At 71.4% G+C, this 19986-nt stretch carries 16 protein-coding genes; 10 read left to right on the forward strand and 6 right to left on the reverse strand.

Going from position 1 to position 19986, the window contains the following annotated elements; all coding sequences use genetic code 11:
* Nucleotides 1–242: 242 nt before the first annotated feature.
* The 3 genes from Aru02nite_RS04640 (at nt 243) to Aru02nite_RS04650 (ending at nt 3405) form a co-directional block, all read left to right on the forward strand.
* Entirely contained in the window at nt 243–1607 is a 1365-nt protein-coding gene (locus Aru02nite_RS04640; protein WP_203655151.1) for an ABC transporter substrate-binding protein, read from the forward strand.
* Between the two features lie 86 nt (nt 1608–1693).
* Nucleotides 1694–2539 (forward strand): carbohydrate ABC transporter permease, encoded by an 846-nt coding sequence (locus Aru02nite_RS04645; protein WP_239076402.1) that lies wholly within the window; start codon nt 1694–1696, stop codon nt 2537–2539.
* Nucleotides 2536–3405 (forward strand): carbohydrate ABC transporter permease, encoded by an 870-nt coding sequence (locus tag Aru02nite_RS04650; RefSeq protein WP_203655153.1) that lies wholly within the window; start codon nt 2536–2538, stop codon nt 3403–3405. Before Aru02nite_RS04645 ends, Aru02nite_RS04650 begins: the two co-directional genes overlap by 4 nt.
* 504 nt (nt 3406–3909) lie before the next feature.
* On the opposite strand, the gene Aru02nite_RS04655 is transcribed toward Aru02nite_RS04650, so the two are convergent.
* The gene (locus tag Aru02nite_RS04655) at nt 3910–4884 is read right to left on the reverse strand and encodes a GlxA family transcriptional regulator (protein ID WP_203655155.1); all 975 of its coding nucleotides are present in this window, start codon (nt 4882–4884) and stop codon (nt 3910–3912) included.
* Between the two features lie 71 nt (nt 4885–4955).
* Here Aru02nite_RS04655 and Aru02nite_RS04660 point away from each other — a divergent pair, with 71 nt between their 5' ends.
* Both Aru02nite_RS04660 and Aru02nite_RS04665 read left to right on the forward strand, forming a co-directional pair.
* Nucleotides 4956–6188 (forward strand): MFS transporter, encoded by a 1233-nt coding sequence (locus tag Aru02nite_RS04660; RefSeq protein WP_203655157.1) that lies wholly within the window; start codon nt 4956–4958, stop codon nt 6186–6188.
* Between the two features lie 74 nt (nt 6189–6262).
* Nucleotides 6263–7030 carry a hypothetical protein gene (locus tag Aru02nite_RS04665; protein WP_203655159.1) on the forward strand — a complete coding sequence of 256 codons (768 nt, stop codon included), beginning with the start codon at nt 6263–6265 and terminating at the stop codon, nt 7028–7030.
* Nucleotides 7031–7209: 179 nt separating this feature from the next.
* Here Aru02nite_RS04665 and Aru02nite_RS04670 read toward each other — a convergent pair whose 3' ends face one another.
* The 3 genes from Aru02nite_RS04670 to Aru02nite_RS04680 all read right to left on the reverse strand — a co-directional run bounded on the left by Aru02nite_RS04670 (nt 7210) and on the right by Aru02nite_RS04680 (nt 10212).
* The gene (locus Aru02nite_RS04670; protein ID WP_203655161.1) at nt 7210–8085 is read right to left on the reverse strand and encodes a hypothetical protein; all 876 of its coding nucleotides are present in this window, start codon (nt 8083–8085) and stop codon (nt 7210–7212) included.
* Complete coding sequence (locus Aru02nite_RS04675; RefSeq protein ID WP_203655163.1) at nt 8082–8591, reverse strand: SigE family RNA polymerase sigma factor; 510 nt, start codon at nt 8589–8591, stop codon at nt 8082–8084. The genes Aru02nite_RS04670 and Aru02nite_RS04675 overlap by 4 nt, the downstream gene beginning before the upstream one ends.
* A 409-nt stretch (nt 8592–9000) precedes the next feature.
* Nucleotides 9001–10212 carry a cytochrome P450 gene (locus Aru02nite_RS04680; protein ID WP_203655164.1) on the reverse strand — a complete coding sequence of 404 codons (1212 nt, stop codon included), beginning with the start codon at nt 10210–10212 and terminating at the stop codon, nt 9001–9003.
* A gap of 204 nt (nt 10213–10416) precedes the next feature.
* On the opposite strand from Aru02nite_RS04680, the gene Aru02nite_RS04685 reads away from it, so the two are divergent.
* A complete protein-coding gene (locus tag Aru02nite_RS04685) occupies nt 10417–11067 on the forward strand; it encodes a TetR/AcrR family transcriptional regulator (RefSeq protein ID WP_203655166.1) in 651 nt (216 codons plus the stop codon).
* A gap of 116 nt (nt 11068–11183) precedes the next feature.
* Entirely contained in the window at nt 11184–12128 is a 945-nt protein-coding gene (locus tag Aru02nite_RS04690) for a phosphotransferase family protein (protein ID WP_203655168.1), read from the forward strand.
* A gap of 90 nt (nt 12129–12218) precedes the next feature.
* Here Aru02nite_RS04690 and Aru02nite_RS04695 read toward each other — a convergent pair whose 3' ends face one another.
* Nucleotides 12219–13400 (reverse strand): ROK family transcriptional regulator, encoded by a 1182-nt coding sequence (locus tag Aru02nite_RS04695; RefSeq protein ID WP_203655170.1) that lies wholly within the window; start codon nt 13398–13400, stop codon nt 12219–12221.
* Nucleotides 13401–13700: 300 nt separating this feature from the next.
* On the opposite strand from Aru02nite_RS04695, the gene Aru02nite_RS04700 reads away from it, so the two are divergent.
* The 3 genes from Aru02nite_RS04700 (at nt 13701) to Aru02nite_RS04710 (ending at nt 17518) form a co-directional block, all read left to right on the forward strand.
* Complete coding sequence (locus Aru02nite_RS04700; RefSeq protein WP_203655173.1) at nt 13701–15314, forward strand: sugar ABC transporter ATP-binding protein; 1614 nt, start codon at nt 13701–13703, stop codon at nt 15312–15314.
* Between the two features lie 73 nt (nt 15315–15387).
* A complete protein-coding gene (locus Aru02nite_RS04705) occupies nt 15388–16416 on the forward strand; it encodes an ABC transporter permease (protein WP_203655175.1) in 1029 nt (342 codons plus the stop codon).
* Between the two features lie 55 nt (nt 16417–16471).
* Complete coding sequence (locus Aru02nite_RS04710) at nt 16472–17518, forward strand: substrate-binding domain-containing protein (protein ID WP_203655177.1); 1047 nt, start codon at nt 16472–16474, stop codon at nt 17516–17518.
* A 3-nt stretch (nt 17519–17521) separates the two neighbouring features.
* Here Aru02nite_RS04710 and Aru02nite_RS04715 read toward each other — a convergent pair whose 3' ends face one another.
* Entirely contained in the window at nt 17522–19882 is a 2361-nt protein-coding gene (locus Aru02nite_RS04715; RefSeq protein ID WP_203655178.1) for a transglycosylase domain-containing protein, read from the reverse strand.
* Nucleotides 19883–19986 lie beyond the last annotated feature (104 nt).

A 19986-nucleotide genomic window follows, 5' to 3' on the forward strand; every position in this document is an offset into this window, starting at 1 on the left:
CCGGGTTTGACACGCAAAATTGGGGCCGTAGCGCCGCGAGTATGTCCCAGCGCCCCCACCGGCCACCAGTCCTTGACATGTTAACACGACGTTACTAGTGTTCGGCGCACTGCGGCCGGCGGCACATATACCGGTCAGCAATCCATGAATCGACTGCCTGCGCCCTCGCGTCGAGGCGAGCGCGCGCCCGCCACATTCCGCTCCGCGCCCGGCGCGCGGAGCCTCGGAGAGGTAGTGCCGAAGTGGACAGTCAGCTCTCGCGCCGCGGCTTCCTGGCGATGGCGGCCGGTGCCGCCGCCGCACCCGCGCTCGCCGCGTGCTCGTCCGGATCCGGCTCGGACGGCAAGGTCGAGATCACCGTGATGGGCATGCCCCCCACCACCCAGCAGGTCGCACGCAAGCGGTACCAGGCCCGGGTCAAGGAGTTCGAGAAGCTCAACCCCACCATCAAGGTCACGCCGTCCGACGAGCAGTGGGACGCCCGTACCTTCGCCACAAAGCTCGCCGGCGGCACCGCCACCGTCGTCATCGACGTACCGATGACCGAGCCGCCCGGCCTGATCGACCGGGGCCAGGTCGCCGACATCACCGCCGAGGCCAGGAAACTCTCCATCTTCTCCTCGTACGATCCGCGCGTGCTCGGCATCGTCACCCGCGCCGGCAAGGTGTACGGGCTGCCCCGCGCGGCGTACTCGCTGGGCCTGGCGTACAACCGGGAGCTGTTCACGAAGGCGGGGCTGGACCCGGACGCGCCACCGTCCACATGGGACGATCTGCGCGCCGCGGCGAAGACCATCACCACGAAGACCGGTGTACCCGGGTTCGGGGAGATGAGCACCAACAACACCGGCGGCTGGCACCTCACCGCGGCGACGTACACCCGCGGTGGGGTGATGGAACGCAAGCAGGGCAAGGGATACGTGCCCGCGTTCAACGACGCGCCGACCCGGGACGCGCTGTCGTTCCTGTCCTCGATGCGGTGGGACGACAAGTCCATGGGCACCAACCAGCTGCGCAACCAGCCCGACCTGATCAAGGCGTTCGCCAGCGGCAAGGTCGCCATGTTCGTCTCCGCGCCCGACCTGTACGGCCTCTATCTCCAGCAGTACAAGGGGGATCCGAAGGTACTCGGGATGGGTTCCATGCCGCAGGGCAACGGAAACGCCACCCTGCTCGGCGGTTCGGTGATGATGGTCAACTCGCGTGCCACCCCGCAGCAGCAGGCGGCGGCCATGAAGTTCATCGACCACATGTCGCTGCGCCCGCTGTACGACACGACGATCGCGGCCGAGAACGCGAAGGCCGACGCCGCGGACAAGTCGCCGGTCGGCGTGCCCGCCGTGCCGATCTTCAGCAAGTCGGTACAGGCCAAGGTGGACGCGGCAATCAAGCCGTACGTCAACGTGCCGCTGGCGAACTTCGCGCCGTACGTGGCCGGCGACGCGAAGCTCAACTACCAGGCCGAACCGCCGGTCGCCGCGCAGGATCTGTACGCGGCGCTCGACAGTGTGGTGCAGGCGGTCCTCACCAAGCGCGGCACCGACGTCGCCGGCGCGCTCAGCGGCGCCGAGGCCAAGGTCGCCGCGGTACTCAAGAGGCAACAGTGACCACCGACGTACGCCCGGAGCGTGTCGGCGCACCCGCGCCGGCCGCTCCGCGGCGCCGGTTCCGGAAGGTCAGTCAGCGGAACACGGTGGCAGGACTGGTGTTCCTGCTCCCCACCCTGCTGATCTTCCTGTACTTCTCGTGGGGCCCGATCGTGCGCAGCCTCGTGATGAGCCTGCAGCACACGAACCTGATCGGCCCGGCGCGGTGGGTCGGGCTCACCAACTTCACCGACCTGTTCGACGACCCGATGCTGTTCACCGCGGTACGCAACTCGGTCTGGTTCGCCCTGCTGGCACTGGTGATCGGGTTCCCGGTGCCGTTGCTGCTCGCCGTCGCGATGTCGACGCTGCGCCGGCTCGGCGGACTGTTCCGGGTCCTCGTGTACCTGCCCGTCGTCCTGCCGCCGGTCGTCTCGGTACTGCTGTGGAAGTGGTTCTACGACCCGGATTCCGGGCTGTTCAACCAGGCGCTGCACGTTGTCGGACTTGGTCCGTACCCATGGTTGCAGTCCGGCACATGGGCGATGCCGAGCCTCGTCCTCGAAGCGACGTGGGCCGGCGCCGGCGGCACGGTCCTCATCTACCTCGCCGCTCTCACCTCGGTGCCCGCCGAACTCTACGAGGCGGCCGAACTCGACGGCGCGTCCATCCGCCGCCGCGTCTGGCACATCGCCCTGCCCCAGCTGCGCGGCATCATCCTCATCATGCTGCTGCTGCAGGTGATCGGCACGCTCCAGGTCTTCACCGAGCCGTACGTGATGACCGACGGCGGCCCGAACGACTCGACCGTCACCGTGCTCCTGCTCATCTACCGGTACGCCTTCATCGACGGCAACTTCGGCATGGCCACCGCCCTCAGCGTGCTGCTCGCGGTCGTCCTCGCCGGCCTGTCCGTCGTGTACCTTCGCGCCACCCGGAGGTGGAGCTCATGACCGGCCTCGTCACCGCGTCGGACCGCCGGCGCCCACGCATCCGGCTCGCGCTCGGCTCGGTACAGGCGGCGCTGCTGCTGGCGGTCGTCGTCGAAGGCGCCGGCCCGATCCTGTGGATGGCCAAGGGATCCGTCACCGGTACGCAGGAGTTGCTGCACCACCCGCTCGCGCTGCTGCCGACGAGTCCACAGTGGAGCAACCTGGCGCATGCCTGGACCGACCTGCAGATCGGCCACTACCTGTTCAACACGGTCGTCCTCGTCGGCGGATCCTGGCTGGTACAACTGATCGTCGCCACCACCGGCGGGTACGCGCTTTCCGTCCTGCGCCCCTGGTTCGGCCGGTACGTCTACGGCGCGATCCTCGCGACACTCTTCATCCCGGCCACCGTCACGCTGATCGCGCAGTACCAGACGATTCTGCACCTGCCCGTGCTCGGCCTGAACCTGGTGAACACGCCCGCCGCGGTGTGGCTGCCCGCCGGCGCAAACGCTTTCAACATCCTGCTGGTGAAACGCTTCTTCGACGCCATCCCCCGCGACCTGTACGAGGCGGCCCAGGTCGACGGAGCCGGCCCGTTCGCCGTGTTCTGGCGGATCGTCCTGCCGATGTCCACGCCGATCCTCGCCGTCGTGTCGCTGCTGACCGTCATGGGTGCGTGGAAGGAGTTCCTGTGGCCGATGCTCGCGATCAGCGACCCGGCGAAGCAGCCGCTCGCGGTCGCATTGCCGCGGCTCGCGCAGTCGTCCGACCAGGCACTGCTCATCGCCGGCCTGTTCATCGCGTCGCTGCCACCGCTCATCGTGTTCCTCATCTTCCAGCGGTACATCATCCGCGGCGTGGCGTTCACCGGCGTCAAGGGGTGACGGTGTCGCGGGGCGGGCCCGCCCCGCGACCGGTTGTACGGCCCCGAACCTTGGACGCCGAGCCGGATCCCGCCGCGCCCGGCGGGGGCGTACCGACCGGAAGAGCAGACGCCGAGCCGGATCCGCGCGGCATGGTCGAGTCATTGCTGCTGGGCTGGCGGCGGCTCGTGGACGTTCGCCGCCGGCTCGTCCCGGGTACGGGCGCCGGGGCGAGCGCGGCAACGCTGGCCGCTCACATATTGTTCAATTGTTGAATTGTTCAACAATTGAACAATTCAACAATCGGGGCTCAAGATCCACTCGGCGCGAACTCGCATCATCCCACGAAGAACGGTGCGGTTGAGCCAAAGCAGCTCCCCCACCGGCACGCCCGGGATCAGGGACCGGCCTCCATCGCCGCCGCGCTCACCGTTGACACCGTGGTCGACCTCGCCGAGTGCCCGTCCGGCGTACTCGACTCGGCGTGTGCGCTGCTACGGATCGAGCCCGTATCCCGATTGCGCGTCACCCCGGGCTGGGCTGCCGCCACGTAGCGGGCTTGTCGGCCGCGAACGTCCGGCGGTACGCGTCCGGCCCGGTATCGAACGTGCGGCGGAAGTGTCGCCGCAGCGCCGCGGCCGTCCCGAAGCCGGCGCGTTGCGCGACGAGATCGACGCTGAGGTCGGTGCGTTCGAGGAGGTGCTGGGCCCGGCGGAGCCGCTGGGTGTGCAGCCACTGCAACGGGTTGGTGCCGACCCGGGCGTGGAAGTGCCGGTTGAGGGTACGGGTGCCGAGGTGGGCGCGCGCGGCGAGGTCCTCGACGGTGATCGGGTGGTCGAGATGGTCGAGCGCCCAGTCGAGTACGGGGGCGAGCTGGTCGTACGACGAGGTCGGCTCGGTGGTCGCCACGTACTGTGCCTGGCCGCCGTCGCGGTGCGGCGGGGTGACGAGCTGGCGGGCGATCTGGTTGGCGACGGCGGCCCCGTGGTCCCGCCGTACGACGTGCAGGCAGAGGTCGGTGCCGGCCGCCTTGCCGGCCGAGGTGAGCACCCGGCCCTCGTCGAGGTACAGCACCGCCGGGTCGACGGTGGCCGCCGGGTACCGCGCGGCGAGCGTCGGCGCGTGCCGCCAGTGGGTGGCGGCGCGCCGGCCGTCGAGCAGGCCCGCCTCGGCGAGGACGAACGCGCCGGTGCAGATGGACATCACGCGGGCGCCGTTGTCGTACGCGGTGCGGACGGCGGCGACGAGGTCCGCCGGTGGGCGCAGGTCGCCGTCGTGGCAGGCGGGGACGACGACCGTGTTTGCGCCGACCAGGTCCTCGTACGTGTGCTCGGTCGCGGCGCGGAACCACCGGTCGACCCGTGCCCCGGCCGGGCCGCACACGCGGAAGTCGTACCAGGTGGTGGCGGTGTCGGGGCGGGGGGCGCCGAAGATCGCGCAGGGCGCCGCCAGCTCGTACAGCGGGACTCCGTCGGAGAGGGCGAGGGCCACGGTGTGCATGTCCGAAACTGTACGCAGGTCGACTGATCAGACACTCGTTCGGGACGCGGCTCTCGACCATCGTGGTCCGCATGGTTGTCACCGAAGCATCGACCCGGGTGGCCGTGTCGCCGCGGGCCTGGTGGGGAGCCGGGTTCGCCCTCGCCACCGTCGGCTGGGGCGCGAACCAGTTCCCGCCGCTGATCGTGCTGTACCAGTCGCGGCTCGGGCTGTCGGCCACCGTGCTCGACGCCATGTTCGGCCTGTACGCGCTGGGTCTGGTGCCCGCGCTGCTGGTCGGCGGCCGGCTGTCCGACCGCGTCGGGCGCCGGCCGCTGGTCCTGCCGGCGCTGGTCGTGTCGTTCGTGGCGAGCTGCCTGCTGGCCGTCGGTGGCGCCGGCCCCGGCTGGCTGTACGCCGGGCGGCTGCTCGCGGGCGTGGCCAGCGGCCTGGTCTTCGGTACCGGCGCCGCCTGGGTCAAGGAACTGTCCGCGGGCGCCGGCGACGCCGGGGTCGGGCCGCGGCGCGCGACGGTGGCGATGACCGTCGGTTTCGCCGCCGGACCGTTCGTGGCAGGCCTGCTCGCCCAGTGGGCGCCGGCCGCCACCGTGACCGCGTACCTGCCGCACCTGGTACTCACGGCGGCCGGCACCGTACTGGTCTGGCGTACCCCGGATCCGGGTGCCGGCAACGGTTCTGGCCCCTCGACCGGGACGCGCTCGTCGTTGGCACGGCACTTCCTGCTGGTGATCGCGCCGTTCGCGCCGTGGGTGTTCGGCACCGCCGCGGTCGGCGTCGCGTACCTGCCGGCGTTGGCGGCCCACCACGCCGGGCGGCAACCGCTGCTGTTCACCGCCGTCACCGTCGCGGTGGGCGCCGCGGTCGGCATCGTGGCCCAACCGCTCGCCAGGGCCGCGCACCGCCCCGGCACCAACCGCCTCCTGACGACCGCCATGCTCCTGGTACTCGCGGGCCTCGGCTGCGCCGCCTGGGCCGCCCACGTACTCTCCCCCGCGCTGGTGGTCGCCGCGTCCGTGATCCTCGGCGTCGCGTACGGGGTGAGCCAGTTCTGCGGTCTGCTCTCCGTGCAGCAGCTCGCCGACCCGCGCTCGCTCGGCACCGCCACCGCGACCTACCAGGTACTCACCTACGTCGGGTTCGGGTTCCCGTTCGGGATGTCGCTGGCGCAGACGCACCTGCACGCGACCCCACCCGTACTCCTGCTGATCCTGGCCGGGCTCGCCGCCGTGGCGACCGGCTGGCTCGTCGTGGTGACGTCCCGCCGCCGCACCGACACCCGGGTCGGGTCGGCCGGACCCGACTGACGCCGCCCGCCTGACCGGCACGCCGATGTCCGGTTTCATGACGAGTTCATCGCCGGTACCTACACTCCGCCCGCGTGACGGACAGTACGACGCCGGGCCCCGTCGGCAGCCCCGCGCAGCCGACGCCCCACCGCCCCCACCCCACCGCGGCAGCGACCACGGCGCCGCCCCAACCGGCCGGTGCACCACCGCCGGGCCAGTACCAGCAGGAGCCGGTTCCGCCGCCGCGCCGGCGCATCCCGCGGTGGTGGCTGTTCGGCGGTGGCGGGGTCGTGGTGGTGATCGCCGCCGCCGTCGTCGTGGTACTCGCGGTCTCGCTCGGCGGAGTACGGCTGCCCGCGAACGGCTGCGAGCTGATCTCCTCGTCGGCATTGGCCACGTATGCACCGGGCGCCCGGTGCGAGCGCCACGCCGGCAACTCGCAGGGCGGCGCGACGTCGCGGCTCGCCGGCTGGCAGGGCCGGTCGAGTTCGGGACGCTTCAGCCAGGTGACCGTCGACGTGGTCGCGACGGTGTTCCCCACGTCCGCCAAGGCGTCCCAGGACTTCACCGGGTTCCGCCGGATCCTGCTCGACGGCGTGGACGATCCGAACTCGCGGTTCACCACCCCGGACCACCGCGACATCAGCGGCCCCGGCGACCGCGCGTTCATCATCTACCAGGTGGACCGGAGCTTCACCGACTTCGCCGGCGGCCAGCTCATCGTCCAGTACGGGACGGCGGTGTTCCAGGTCAGCTACTTCGCCACGCTCGCCCGGCACGACGGCACCGCCATCGGGCAGAAGCAGGCCGAGGACGGCGTCATCGCCCTCGCCAACGACGTACTCGACCAGGTGGACTGACGGCAGCGGTGGCCATGCGTGGTGGTCCCGTCCGGCGCCCGAGGTGTCCGCGCGCCGCCCGCCACGGTGCCGGCGCCGGTGGAAACGGCACGTGGCAGTGCGCCGGGCCGCCGACATCGTTGCCCCGCAACGGATGCGGCGGGGCGCGTGGCCGTCGCCGGCCGCACGCCCCGGCCGCGTCAGGGGTGGCCGATGGTGATCGGGTGCCCGAAGTGCGACAGCAGGGTCACCGTCGGGGACGCGTGGTGGATCGGATCGGTCGGGGCCTGCCACGACCAGATCTGCTCCACGTAGCCGGACGAGACGCGCACCCAGGTCTGCGTGGTGTCGTAGCTGCCGTCACCGACGACCGGCCGGGTGCTCGTCACCTGGTAGACGTCGTACGCGATGCCGTCCTTGTCCCGGCGACCGACGTACCTGACGGGCCCCTCCTTCTTCATGTCGTCGAGGATCCCGCTCATCGTCGCGGTGTCCGCACCGCACAGGAACGCGTCGCGCCCGCCCGCCGCCTTCACCTCGGCCGGACTCATCCGCTGCCAGCCGTGCGGGTCGGCCGTACCGGCCGGTGCCCGCGTGTAGAAGTCGTCGCCGAACACCGCGTTCATCGGGCCCGAGTACCGGTCACCCTCGTGGATGCCCATCCAGCCGGTGCGGGTCTTCGGATCCCAGCTGCCATCGCAGTAGTTGTCCTTCACACGCCAGTCCGACCACTGCGCGACGCGGAAGCTCGCCTCGGCGGTCTTGTCGAACGCCGCGACGAGCCGCATCGGCGGCCCGGTCGGCGTGGCGCGGTGCGGTGCGGGCGAGGTGGTGGCGTGCATGGTCGGCGACTCCGCGACGACGGCCGTCCCCCGGTCGCCGGCCCCGGCCGTCAGACCGAGCGCGGCACCGACGAGGGCGAGCACGCCAACCCCGGCCAGTACGGACCGGCCGATGGCACGGTTGCGGACGGTACGGCGACCGGAGCGCACCAGCTCGTCGAGTGGTGGCGTACCCGTCGGTGCGCTGGCGAGTCGGCGCATCGCGGCGGACAGCTTCTCGTGGTCGGTGTTCATCGGACTCCTTGGCTGTCGGTGGCCAGCAGGCCACGGAGCCGGTGCAACGCGCGGGAGTTCTGCGTCTTGACGGCGCCGACCGAACACCCGAGGACCGCGGCGACCTCGCGTTCGGGCAGATCGGCGTAGTAACGCAGCACCATGACCGCCCGTTGCCGGCGCGGAAGGGCGAGCAGCGCCCGGCGCAGCTCGTCGTCGTGATGGGACACCGGCGACGGGCCGATCCGCTCGGCGGGCTCGGCGACCAGGCTCTCCCGGCGTCGCCGACGCCACCAGCTCACGTTCCCGTTGACCAGCATCCGTCGCAGGTACGCGTCCGGGCTCCCCCTGCGGGAGACCGCCCGCCACCGTGCGTACAGCCTGACCAGGCAGTCCTGCAACAACTCCTCGGCCCGGTGCGGGTCACCCGTCAACAGCCTGGCGACCCGCAGGTACCCCTCCCAGCTCCGGGAGACGAAGTCCGCGTACGACTCGTCGGCCGAGCTCCGTTCGTTGTCGTCGGTCACGATGCTTCCACGTCGTACCCACCGCGAAAGGTTGACCTAGCCCACCGCTCGCTCACACGATCCGGGAGCGGTACGCGGACGACCGGCGGCGCCGCGACCGGTGACGGCAGCCTGCCGCCTCCGCGTGCCGGGGTGTCAACGGCGGCCCGCCGCGCGCGGCCAGCGCGGAACCGCCGAGGTGGTACGACATGGACCGACAACCGTCCGCAGACAGGGGCCACGGGGCCATGGGGCGGATCTCGCCTGCCGACCGCACCGACGCGGCGTGCTGATGCGCGCGGGTGTGCAGAACCCGCTCTGCCTACCACGACGCATCACGGGCGCCGTCATCGCCGGCCGCCGCGCGGGAAACCGCGGAACCCGCCGGGCCGGATCGCACCGGCGGGTACTCGGTGCGATCCGGCGCGGGTCACCAGGTGACGGGGAGCCGGGTGAGGCTGCCGGTGAGGGTGGGCGTGACTTCCAGTTCGTCGAGGCCGCAGGCGAGGCGGAGGTCCGGCAGCCGCCGGGCGAGCGTGGCGAAGACGATGCGCAGCTCGATGCGCGCCAGGCTGGCGCCGATGCAGAAGTGCCCGCCGTGCCCGAACCCGAGGTGGTTGCGTTCCGTACGGTCGGGGTCGAAGCGCTCCGCGTCGGCGTACACGGTGGTGTCGCGGTTGGCGGCGTTGATGGAGAGGATGACGGCGTCGCCGCGGCGGATGGTGACGCCGGCGACGTCGAGGTCGGTGTGCGCGTACCGCAGGAGGCCGAGGTCGCCGGGTGCGCCGAGCCGCATGATCTCCTCGACGGTGGCGTTGACGCGGCCGGCCGGGTCGGCGGTCAGCGCCTGCCACTGGTCGCGGTGGGTGAGCAGGAAGAGGGTACCGAGGCCGATGCGGTTGACGGTCGTCTCGTGTCCGGCGAACAGCAGCCCGACGCACAGCCGTACCATCTCGGCGTAGTCGAAGGACGCGTCCTCGGCCTGGGCGCGGACCAGGTCGGTGATGACGTCCTCGCCGGGCTCGGCGCGCTTCGCCTCCACCAGCCCCGTCATGTACTCGCTGAACTCGGCCCGCGCACGCGCCGCGTCGTCGCCGATGGCGTAGTTGGCCATGCGTTCGGAGAGTCCGTGGAAGCGTTCGCGGTCGTGTTCGGGGGCGCCGAGCAGCCGGCAGATGACGGCGACCGGCAGCGGGAACGCCAGCCCCGCGCGGAGGTCGACGACACCGTCGGCCGCGGCGGCGTGGTCGGCGACGAGCCGGTCGACGTAGGTGTCGACGAGGCGCTGGACGTGGTCGGACAGCATCCCCATCCGCTTGGCGGAGAACGCGGGCGTGAGCAGCCGGCGCATCCGCGTGTGGTCGGCCTCCTCGGTGTCGTAGTTGCCCGACGGCCCGTTCTGTACGGCGGCGGTGGTGATCCGGGCGGCCAGCTCGGGATGCGGGTGGGAGCGGCCGAGCCGCTTGTCGCCGAGCAGCTCGCGTACCTCGGCGTAGCGGGTGACGAGCCAGGCCGGGTCTCCGGCGGGTGTCGTGGCTGCGGTGATCGGCGCTTCGCGGCGCAGCACCTCGTACAGCGGGGCGAGGTCGAGCACGTTCGGCCGGGCGATGGGCAACTGTACGGGTTCGGCGGCAACGCTCATGGGACTCCTCCGGTCATATCCGACAACTCGACCGTACAATTTGTTGGCACTGCCTGACAATAAAGAGTGCGGATGTCGCCAGAACCGGACTCGTGAATCCATCGCCGGACGCAGACCCCGACCGGTACGGAGATGGTGCGGATGTCGCCGGAACCCGACTCGTGGTTCCATCGCTGGACGCCGAACGGTACGGAGATGGTGCGGATGACCGGCACGGACGAGACGCCCCGACGCGGCCGGCCGCCGGTGAGCGACCGGCAGCGCCAGCGACAGCGCCTCGACATCTCCCGCCACGCGGTACGGCTGTTCGCCGCGCAGAGCGTCGCCGCCACCACCGGCGAACAGATCGCGCGGGCCGCCGGCATCTCCGAACGCACCCTGTGGCGTCACTTCCGCAGCAAGCAGAGCTGCGTGGAACCGTTGCTGACCACCATGGTCGACGCGTTCCAGACCGCGCTGCGCGACTGGCCGCCCGGCGTCCCCCTCGCCGAGCACCTGCGCGCCGCGTACACCCCGGCGCCCGGCTCGGCCTCGGACAACGACCTTGACGCGATACTCCAGGTCGTACGGATGACGTGGCGCGAGCCGGCGTTGCGCGCCACGTACCTGATGCTGCGGGAGCGGGCCGAGAGCACCCTCGCCGAGGTGCTCGCCGACCACCTCGGGCTGCCCGTCGACAGCCTCGACCTCCAGGTACGCGCCGCCACGGTCAGCGCCGTACTCCGGGTCGCCACCGACCGCCTCGCGCACGCCGCCGGTACCCGCCCCACCCGCGAAGCCCTCGACCAGCACCGCGAACAGATCGCCGACGCGCTCGGCCGGATCACCGGCGCCACCACCGAACCCGCCCCGTAACCGCACCGTCCCGGGTCGCACCGGCGACGCCGCAGCCGGCGACCGGACCGTCGGTGCAGTCCCGCCGGGCCGGACGACCATCGCGGCGCGCGGGTATGCCTGGCATGGTGTCGGGTATGGAGGGGCGATCGGATCGCCGGCCCCGCGCGGTCGGGCGACGCATCGGCTACGCCGAGTTGCCCGCCGCCGTACGCCGGTGGGTGGAGTCGCGGTTCGGGCCGGTGCTGCTCATGCGCGACCACGTCGGCGGCATGTCGCCGGGATGTGCGTGCAGCCTGCGCACCGCCGACGGGCCGGCGCTGTTCGTCAAGGCCGTCGGCACCGAGCTCAACGAGCACACGGTGACGCTGTTCCGCCACGAGATCGGGCTGCTGCACCTGCTGGCGCCCGTGCCGTACCGGCCGGAGGTGCGTGGCGTGTGGGACCGCGACGGCTGGGTGGCGATCGTGCTGGAGCACGTCGACGGCCGGTTCCCGGATCTCGCCGCCGATGCCGACTTCACCGCGGTCGCCCGTACGATCACCGCGCAGGTCGCCGAGCTGACGCCACCGCCGACCGCGGTGGCCGCCCCGTCCCTCGCCACCACGGCCGAACGCTGGCTGCACCGGTGGACCGAGCTGCGGGCACGACCGGCGTGGTACCTGCCGGGCTGGGCCGCCGCCCGCGTCGACGACCTGCTGGACCGCGTACGCGAGCTGCCGCACCAGGTGCCCGCGACGACCCTGTGCCACTTCGACATCCGGGACGACAACCTGCTGGTACGCGGGGACGGCCGGGCCGTGGTGCTCGACTGGGGCATGGCGCGGCTGGGCCCGGCCTGGACGGACCTGGTACTCCTCGCCGCGCAGCGGCCGACCGCCGCCGAGGCGCAGTACTGGCTCGAACGCTGGGTTGCGCCGGCCGACCAGGACGTGGTCACGAGCTTCCTCGTCGCGTTCGGCGGCTCGCAGGCGTGGAACGCCCGGCAGCCGACCCGGCCGTCGCTGCCGACGTACGGGGAGTTCTGCGCGGAGGACATGCGTCGACTGCTCGCCCTCGCCCGGCTGCGCCTGGACCGGTGAGCCGGTGACGGGCGCCGCCCACGCCCGACCCATCCACCGTCCAGTGTGGACAGACGGCGAGGGCTGGCAGGACAACCGATCCCGCGCCGGTCAGGCCGCTCGGTACAGGTGGTCGCTGGCGAGGCGTACGGCGCCGACGACGCCGGCACGGCCGCCGAGTTCGGACAGGGTGATGGGCAGGTTGCCGGTGGCCAGCGGCAGCGACGTGCGGTAGACGGCGCCGCGGATCTCGGCGAGCAGCGCGTGGCCGATGCTGGCGACGCCACCGCCGATCACGACGAGTCCCGGGTTGACGAAGCTGACCAGGCCGGCGAGCGCGTGGCCGAGCCGCTGGCCGCCCTCGCGGATCATCGCCACGGCCACCCCGTCGCCGGCGCTGGCCGCGTGCGTCACGTCGACCGCGCTCAGGTCGCCCGCCTCCGCGAGCCGCCGCGCGAGCACCGCGGACCGCCCGGTACGCGCCGCGGTCAGGGCCTGGGTGCGCAGCGCGGCACCGCCGAAGAACGCTTCGAGACAGCCGATGTTGCCGCAGGCGCAGACCGGCCCGTGCTCGTCGACGGACATGTGCCCGATGTCGCCGGCGCAGCCGTTGACGCCCCGGTACACCTCGCCGCGGACCACGATGCCGCAGCCGATCCCGGTACCGATCTTGACGAACAGGAAGTCGTCCACCGATCGGGCCACGCCGGCGTGCTTCTCGCCCAGCGCCATGATGTTCACGTCGTTGTCGACGAGTACCGGGCAGCCGAGGGCGGCGGCGAACGTGTCGCGCACCGGGAAGCGGTTCCAGCCCGGCATGATCGGCGGCGAGACCGGCACCCCGTCGGCGAACGACACCGGCCCCGGTACGCCGACGCCCGCACCGGCGAGCGGCGCGTCGTCCTCGTCCCGCAGTTCCCCGAGTACGGCCAGGGCGCGGGCGATCACCGCGTCCGGCCCGTCGCGTACGTCGACCGGCGCGGCGCGGTGCGACAGTACGTGGAGTTCGCCGTCGGTCAGGGCGACGTCGACGGACGTGGCGCCGATGTCGATGCCGGCGAAGCGGATCCGCCGCCCGACGCGGACGATCGCCGAGCGGCGGCCACCGCGCGAGTCCGCGTACCCGTCGGTGTCGAGGAGGCCGCGGTCGACGAGCCGGTCGATCTCGGCGGCGAGCTTGGAACGGGACAGGGCGACGGCGTCGCCGAGTTCGGCGCGGGAGCGGGGACCGTCGTCCCGCAGTCGCCGCATCAGCCGGGCCTGGTGCACGTTCTCGGGGCGGACCACGGTCATCTCACCTCCGCGCCGGGGCGCACGCCCGGATCCGGGAGTACGCGTCGAGCCGGGCAGTTCGTCCACTCAGCGTCGAAAGTACCGCACGGGGTGACACGAATTCGCCTAGAGAAAGGATGGCTTTCGCCTGAGCCCGGCGTTACGCTGCCGGTCTGAGAGAGTTCGCCGGCCTCGGGCCCGTACTCCCCTTCCGGCCCCGGGGTCACGTTCGACGCCCACCGGTCCCCTACTGCACCCCGGCTCGACGGCGCCCCGGGCTGCCCTCGGCCGCACGCACCCCAGCGCGTGAAGGAGGAGCAGATGCGTACCCGAGGCTTCCCGCCCCCGGACACCGACCCGGCCGGTGCCGGCGCGTTGTTGTCGGTCGACGGGTTGGTCAAACAGTTCCCCGGGGTGCGCGCGCTCGACGGCGTCACCCTGTCCGTACGGCCGGGCGAGGTGCACTGCCTGCTCGGGCAGAACGGCGCCGGCAAGTCGACGCTGATCAAGGTGCTGTCCGGGGCGCACACCCCGGACGCGGGCATGATCCGGTGGCGCGGCCGGCCCGTCGCGTTCCCCACCCCGCTCGCCGCGCTGCGCGCCGGGCTGGCCACGATCTACCAGGAGCTGGATCTGGTCGACGGGTTGACCGTCGCGGAGAACGTGTTCCTCGGCCACGAGCGCTCCCGGTTCGGCTTCTCCTTGCGTACCAAGGGAAACGCGGAAGCGGCGGCGTTGCTGCGCCGGCTCGGGCATCCGGACATCGCGCCGGGCCGGCCCCTCGGTACGCTGCCCGCCGCGGGTCGGCAGATCGTCAGCATGGCCCGCGCCCTGTCGTACGACGCGCGGCTGATCGTGATGGACGAGCCGTCCGCGGTGCTGGACGCGGGCGAGGTCGACACCCTGTTCCGGGTGGTACGCCAGCTCACCGCGGACGGCGTCGCCGTCGTGTACATCTCGCACCGGCTCGACGAGATCCGGCAGATCGGCGACCGGGTCACGGTGCTCAAGGACGGCCGCACCGTCGCCGCCGGGCTGCCCGCGCGCACCACGACCACCGCCGAGCTGGTACGGCTGATGACGGGCCGGACGGTGGAGTACGCGTTCGGCGAGCGCGCGGGTCCGGCGCGACGGCGGGAACTGTTGCGGGTCAACGGGTTGGGCCGGGCCGGCGAGTTCGCCGACGTGTCCTTCACCGTCCACAGTGGAGAGATTGTGGGACTGGCCGGGCTGGTCGGCTCCGGCCGTACCGAGATCGTCGAGACCGTGTACGGCGCGCGCCGCCCCACCACCGGCACCGTCACCGTCGACGGCCGGCGGCTGCGCCCCGGCTCGGTACGCGCCGCGGTCCGCGCCGGCCTCGGCCTGTGCCCGGAGGAACGCAAGAGCCAGGGCCTGTTCGGCGAGGATCCGGTGTACCGCAACGTGTCCGTGGCGAGCCTGGCCCGGTACGCGACCGCCGGGTTCGTCGCGCCCGCCCGCGAGCTGGCCGCCGCCGCGCGCGCCCTCACCGACCTCGACGTACGCCCGGGCGACCCGCGCCGGCCGGTGCGTACCCTCTCCGGTGGCAACCAGCAGAAGGTGGTGCTCGCCCGCTGGCTGGTCCGTGGCTGCCGCCTCCTCGTACTCGACGAGCCAACCCGCGGCGTGGACGTCGGCGCGCGTACCGAGCTGTACCGGCTGATCCGGCGGCTCGCGGCGGACGGCGTCGGCGTCCTGCTGGTGTCCAGCGAGATCCCCGAGGTACTCGGCCTCGCCGACCGGGTACTCGTCGTCGCCGACGGCCGCGTCGTCCACGAGGCCCCCGCGGCCGACCTCACCGAGGCGGACGTCCTCGACCTCGTCCTGGCGGAACGCGACACGAGCGGCTGGCAGCGAGCGAATCAGGGGCACAGCGCGGTCGTGCCTCATGACCGGAGCGAGGAGCCGACGTGAGCGGGCGGCAGCGAGCGAACCGGGGCCACAGCGCGGTCCTGCCGCACCGGACGGAGCGGAGCGAGGAGCGGACATGAGCGACGAGGTTGCGGTTCCGCCGGTGGACGAGCACGCCCGGGTCGAACGGAGCGGCGGCGCGGGATCGACGTGGGGTGGCCGGCTCGCGGCCGTACGCGGGTTGGGACTGGTCGGCGTGCTCGTCGTACTCGGCGTGGTCGGTGTGGTGACCACGCACGGCCGGTTCCTGACCGGCGGGAACCTCGTGAACATCCTGACGTCGTCGTCGATCGTCGGCGTGGTGACGGTCGGGATGACGTTCGTCATCATCGGCGGCGGCATCGACCTGTCCGTCGGCGCGCTCGTCGCGCTGGCGTCGGTGTGGGCGACGACGCTCGCCACGCAGTCCCTCGCCACCTCGTACGGCGCGTGGGTGATGGTGTTCTGCGCGATCGCGGTCGGCGTCGGATCGGGTCTGTTCAACGGGATCCTCATCGCGTACGGCAGGCTCGTGCCGTTCATCGTCACGCTCGGCATGATGGTCGCGGCGCGCGGACTCGCCCAGTCCATCTCCGACCGCAAGACGCAACTCGTGACGGTACAACCGATCAACGCGATCGCGAGCGGCGAGCTGTTCGGCATCCCGCTGATGGTGTACCTGTTCGCCGCGGTCGTCGCGGTGGGCTGGATCGTGCTCAACCGCACCACGTTCGGCCGGCGTACGTTCGCGGTCGGCGGCAACGCGGAGGCCGCCCGCCTCGCCGGCATCGACGTACGCCTGCACACCGCTCTGCTGTACGTGGTGTCCGGGCTGTGCTGCGGCATCGCCGCCATCATGATCATGGCGCTCACCACCACCGGCTCCAGTACCCACGGCGACCTGTACGAGCTGGACGCCATCGCCGCGGTCATCATCGGCGGCACCCTGCTGACCGGCGGGCGCGGCACATTGGTCGGCTCGATCCTCGGCGTCCTCGTCTTCACCACCATCACGAACCTGTTCGTACTCAACAACCTGCCGACCGAGGTCCAGAACATCGCCAAGGGCCTGATCATCTTCGCCGCGGTCCTGCTGCAGCGGCGCGGCCGCGCCAGTTCCGCCTGACAGACTCGATCCCCGATCCCCGATCCCCGATCCCCGATCCCCGAAGGAGCGCACCATGACCGACCTGAACCGGCGGCGCCTGCTCGCGGGTGGCGCGATCATCGGTACCGGCGGACTGCTCGCCGCCTGCACCGGCAACACCCCGAAGGAGAACGCCGGCGGTGCCGTCGACGCCGCGCGCGGCGACAACGCCAAAGCCGGAAAGCACGTCACCATCGGCTTCTCCGCGCCGCAGGCCGACCACGGCTGGGTCGCTGCCATCTCCAAGAACGCCGCCGCCGAGGCCAAGCAGTACTCGGACGTGACGTTCCAGCCGGTGGAGGCGACCAACGACGTCACCAAGCAGATCTCGTCCATCCAGACGCTGATCGACAAGAAGGTCGACGCGCTGGTCGTACTTCCGTTCGACGGCAAGGCGTTGACGGCGGTGGCGCGCAAGGCGATGGACGCCGGCATCCCGGTCGTGAACCTGGACCGGGTGTTCGACACGCCGCTGGGATACCGGACGTGGATCGGCGGCGACAACTACGGCATGGGCCAGTCCGCCGGGGAGTACGTGGGGAAGCGGCTCAAGGACGCGGGCGTGGCCAAGCCGGTGATCGGCGAGGTGGCGGGGATCGACAACCTGGCGCTGACCCAGGACCGCAGCCGGGGTTTCAAGGAGGCGCTTGCCAAGTACGGCTACCGGGTGTCGATCCGGCAGTCCGCGCAGTTCACCGTCGAGTCCGGGCAGCAGGTCATGTCGAACATCCTGCAGGCCCGGCCGAAGCTCGACGCGGTGTGGAACCACGACGACGACCAGGGTGTGGGCGTGCTCGCCGCCGTCACGCAGGCGCACCGGTCCGAGTTCTTCATGGTCGGCGGCGCCGGTTCGGCCAACGCGATGCGCCTCATCAAGGCCGACAAGTCGGTACTCAAGTGCACGGTCACGTACCCGCCGACGATGGCCGCGTCCGCGGTGTCGCTGGCGCGGCTCATCGCGCAGGGCCGCGGCATGAGCGACCTGACCGAGCGCGAGGTACCGGCGTACATGGTGCTGGCGTCGGCCACCGTCACCAAGGACAACGTCGACCGGTACCTGCCGCTCGGCTTCGAGTCCTGACGGTCACCCGGGTGCCGCTGGGTTGTCGTTGCGGCGGTTGCAGGCCGGATCCGTGGCGTTGCAGGAACTCTGGCCCGGGTCCGGCGTGCCCGTGTCGCCGGGCGGACCCGGCACCGAGTACGACGGCGACGGCGTGGTCTGCGCCGGGGTCGGCGACGGCGGCGTACCCGTGGTCGGCTGCGCCGGCGGGCTCGGCGCCCCGTACTGACCGGTCAGCGTGCCGGCGAACGTCGGCGTCGGGAAGTCCTGCGGCGTCTTCTTCAGGTCCCGCAAGGCGTTGCTCATGAACCGCGACCAGATGTCGGACGGGAACTCCGATCCGTACAGCGGTTGCATGCGCTGGTTCCAGATCGGCCCGTCCTGGTCCTTGCGGCCCATCCACACGGTCGAGGCGAGCTGCGGCACGTAGCCGCACATCCAGGCGTGCGCGTTCTCGTTCCGGTTCTCCTTGTTCGGGAACTCCCAGGTGCCGGTCTTGTTGGCCTGCTGCCGGTACGGGTGGATCATCTGGTGGTCGTCGGTGGCGACCTTGCGCAGCACCCAGTCGATGTCCGCGGCGACGGTCCTGCTGAACACCGTCCGCTGCACCTTCCTCGGCACGTACCTCGTGGTGCCGTCCGCGTTGACGAGCCGCGTGACGAAGTGCTGCTCGGTGTAGACGCCGTTGTTGGCAAAGGTCGCGTACCCGTTGGCGTGGTCCAGCGGCGTCACCGGGTACTGCCCGAAGCCGATCTCGTTGCCGAACGCGCCCTTGTCGACGACCTCCTGCGCGGCCTGCTCGGTGTCCACGCCCGTCAGGTCGTACTTCGTGGCCCGGCCGGTGTGGCCGTCGCTGGTGATGCTGGTGATCCCGGCGTTGCGGGCGAGTTCGAGCACCTTCGCCTTGCCGACCTTCTTCGCCAGCGCGTAGAACACCGTGTTCAGCGACTCCGCGGTCGCCTCGTACAGCGTGCAGACCTCGTGCCCGTCGGTGTAGCCGGCGTCGTGGCAGTGCTCGCCGTCGGAGTTGTGCACCTTGCCGTCCGCGCCACGGTCGTCGAACGGCTCGGTCTCGTCACCGTTCCAGTACGACTTGACGGAGTAGCCGTCTTGTACTCCCGCCGCCAGCGTGTACACCTTGAACGACGAACCGGGCTGGTGCGGGTTGCCGGCCATGTCGTACCCGGTGCCGTTGTCGCCGCCGTAGTACGCGAGGACGTTGCCGGTGCCCGGTTCGACCGCGACCAGCGCGGCCGCGATCTTCTTGTTGGTGGGCCTGGCTTCCCTGATGCCGTAGTGGGCGGCCTCGACGGCGTCGTCCTGCACGGTCTTGTCGATCGTCGTGACGATCCGGTACCCACCGGTCTCCAGCGCCTGCTTGGTCCGGTCCCGGCGCTGGTCGTAGTCCGGCTCCTGGCTGAGTACCTTATGGTCGGTCAGCTCGTCGATCACCTGCGACACCACGAAACCCGTCGGCTTGTCGAGGCCGGACGTGGCGCCGTGGCTGTTCGGGTCGTCCGGCTTCACCGTCGGATAGTTCGACAGGCTGATGGGCTTGTCGTACACGCCGAGCTTCTTCATGCCCGCCAGCACGTACTCCCAGCGCCCCTGCGCCGCCTTCCGGTCGGACTGCGGGTCGAAGTGGGTCGGGTCCTTGATGACGGCGGCGAGCACCGCCGCCTCCTCCGGCGTCAGCTTCGTGGCGTCCTTGCCGAAGTACGCCCGCGCCGCGGCCTGGATCCCCGTCGCCCCGCGGTTGAAGTACACGAGGTCGAGGTAGAAGCCGAGGATCGTGTCCTTGTCGTACTTCTGGTCGAGCTTCATCGCGATGACGGTCTCTTTGAGCTTCTCCGTGTACGTCCGGTTGCTCTGCAACCGGTCCTGGATCAGCTTCGCGTACTGCATCGTGATGGTCGACGCGCCGCCGGCGTCCTCGTTGCCGGTCACGTGACCCCAGGCGGCCCGCAGGATGCCCTTGAAGTCGACGCCGGAGTTCTTGTAGAAGCTGCGGTCCTCCGCCGACACCACCGCGTACTTCACGTACTTCGGCAGCTTGCTGACGTCCACGTGGCTGCCGTTCGACGCGCCCAGCTTCGCCAGCTGCGTCTTCCCGTCGCTGTAGTAGAACGTGCTGGGCACCTGCGCCCTGATCTCGCTCGGCAACGGCACCGACGTGAAGTAGTACGCCCCGCCGATCGTGCCGATTCCCGCCAGCAGCAACAGGATCGCGATGCTCGCGACGATCCGCCGGCGCCGCCTCCGCTTCCTCGCCCGCGGCGTACCGGACGTGCGGCGGCGCTCGGCGCGCTCGCGACGTTCGACATCCTCGTAGCTGTCGGAGAAGAAGTCGCTGGCACCGTCGCCGACCGGGCTGGCCGGCCGCACCGAAGCACTGCCGACCGACGCGCTGCCGACCGATGCGCGCCCGGTTGAGCCGCGTCCGGTTGTGGCGCGCCCGGTTGAGTCGCCCACCGACGCGCTGCCCACGG

The organism is Actinocatenispora rupis (genome assembly GCF_016861975.1).
GTDB classification, from domain to species: Bacteria; Actinomycetota; Actinomycetes; order Mycobacteriales; family Micromonosporaceae; genus Actinocatenispora; species Actinocatenispora rupis.

Coding starts and splice junctions, on each gene's coding strand:
- Aru02nite_RS04655 (WP_203655155.1), bottom strand. CDS start 4,884: ATGCACACCGTGGCCCTCGCCCTCTCCGACGGAGTCCCGCTGTACGAG.
- Aru02nite_RS04670 (WP_203655161.1), bottom strand. CDS start 8,085: ATGAACACCGACCACGAGAAGCTGTCCGCCGCGATGCGCCGACTCGCC.
- Aru02nite_RS04700 (WP_203655173.1), top strand. CDS start 13,701: ATGCGTACCCGAGGCTTCCCGCCCCCGGACACCGACCCGGCCGGTGCC.
- Aru02nite_RS04695 (WP_203655170.1), bottom strand. CDS start 13,400: ATGACCGTGGTCCGCCCCGAGAACGTGCACCAGGCCCGGCTGATGCGG.
- Aru02nite_RS04710 (WP_203655177.1), top strand. CDS start 16,472: ATGACCGACCTGAACCGGCGGCGCCTGCTCGCGGGTGGCGCGATCATC.
- Aru02nite_RS04650 (WP_203655153.1), top strand. CDS start 2,536: ATGACCGGCCTCGTCACCGCGTCGGACCGCCGGCGCCCACGCATCCGG.
- Aru02nite_RS04685 (WP_203655166.1), top strand. CDS start 10,417: ATGACCGGCACGGACGAGACGCCCCGACGCGGCCGGCCGCCGGTGAGC.
- Aru02nite_RS04660 (WP_203655157.1), top strand. CDS start 4,956: ATGGTTGTCACCGAAGCATCGACCCGGGTGGCCGTGTCGCCGCGGGCC.
- Aru02nite_RS04680 (WP_203655164.1), bottom strand. CDS start 10,212: ATGAGCGTTGCCGCCGAACCCGTACAGTTGCCCATCGCCCGGCCGAAC.
- Aru02nite_RS04705 (WP_203655175.1), top strand. CDS start 15,388: ATGAGCGACGAGGTTGCGGTTCCGCCGGTGGACGAGCACGCCCGGGTC.
- Aru02nite_RS04690 (WP_203655168.1), top strand. CDS start 11,184: ATGGAGGGGCGATCGGATCGCCGGCCCCGCGCGGTCGGGCGACGCATC.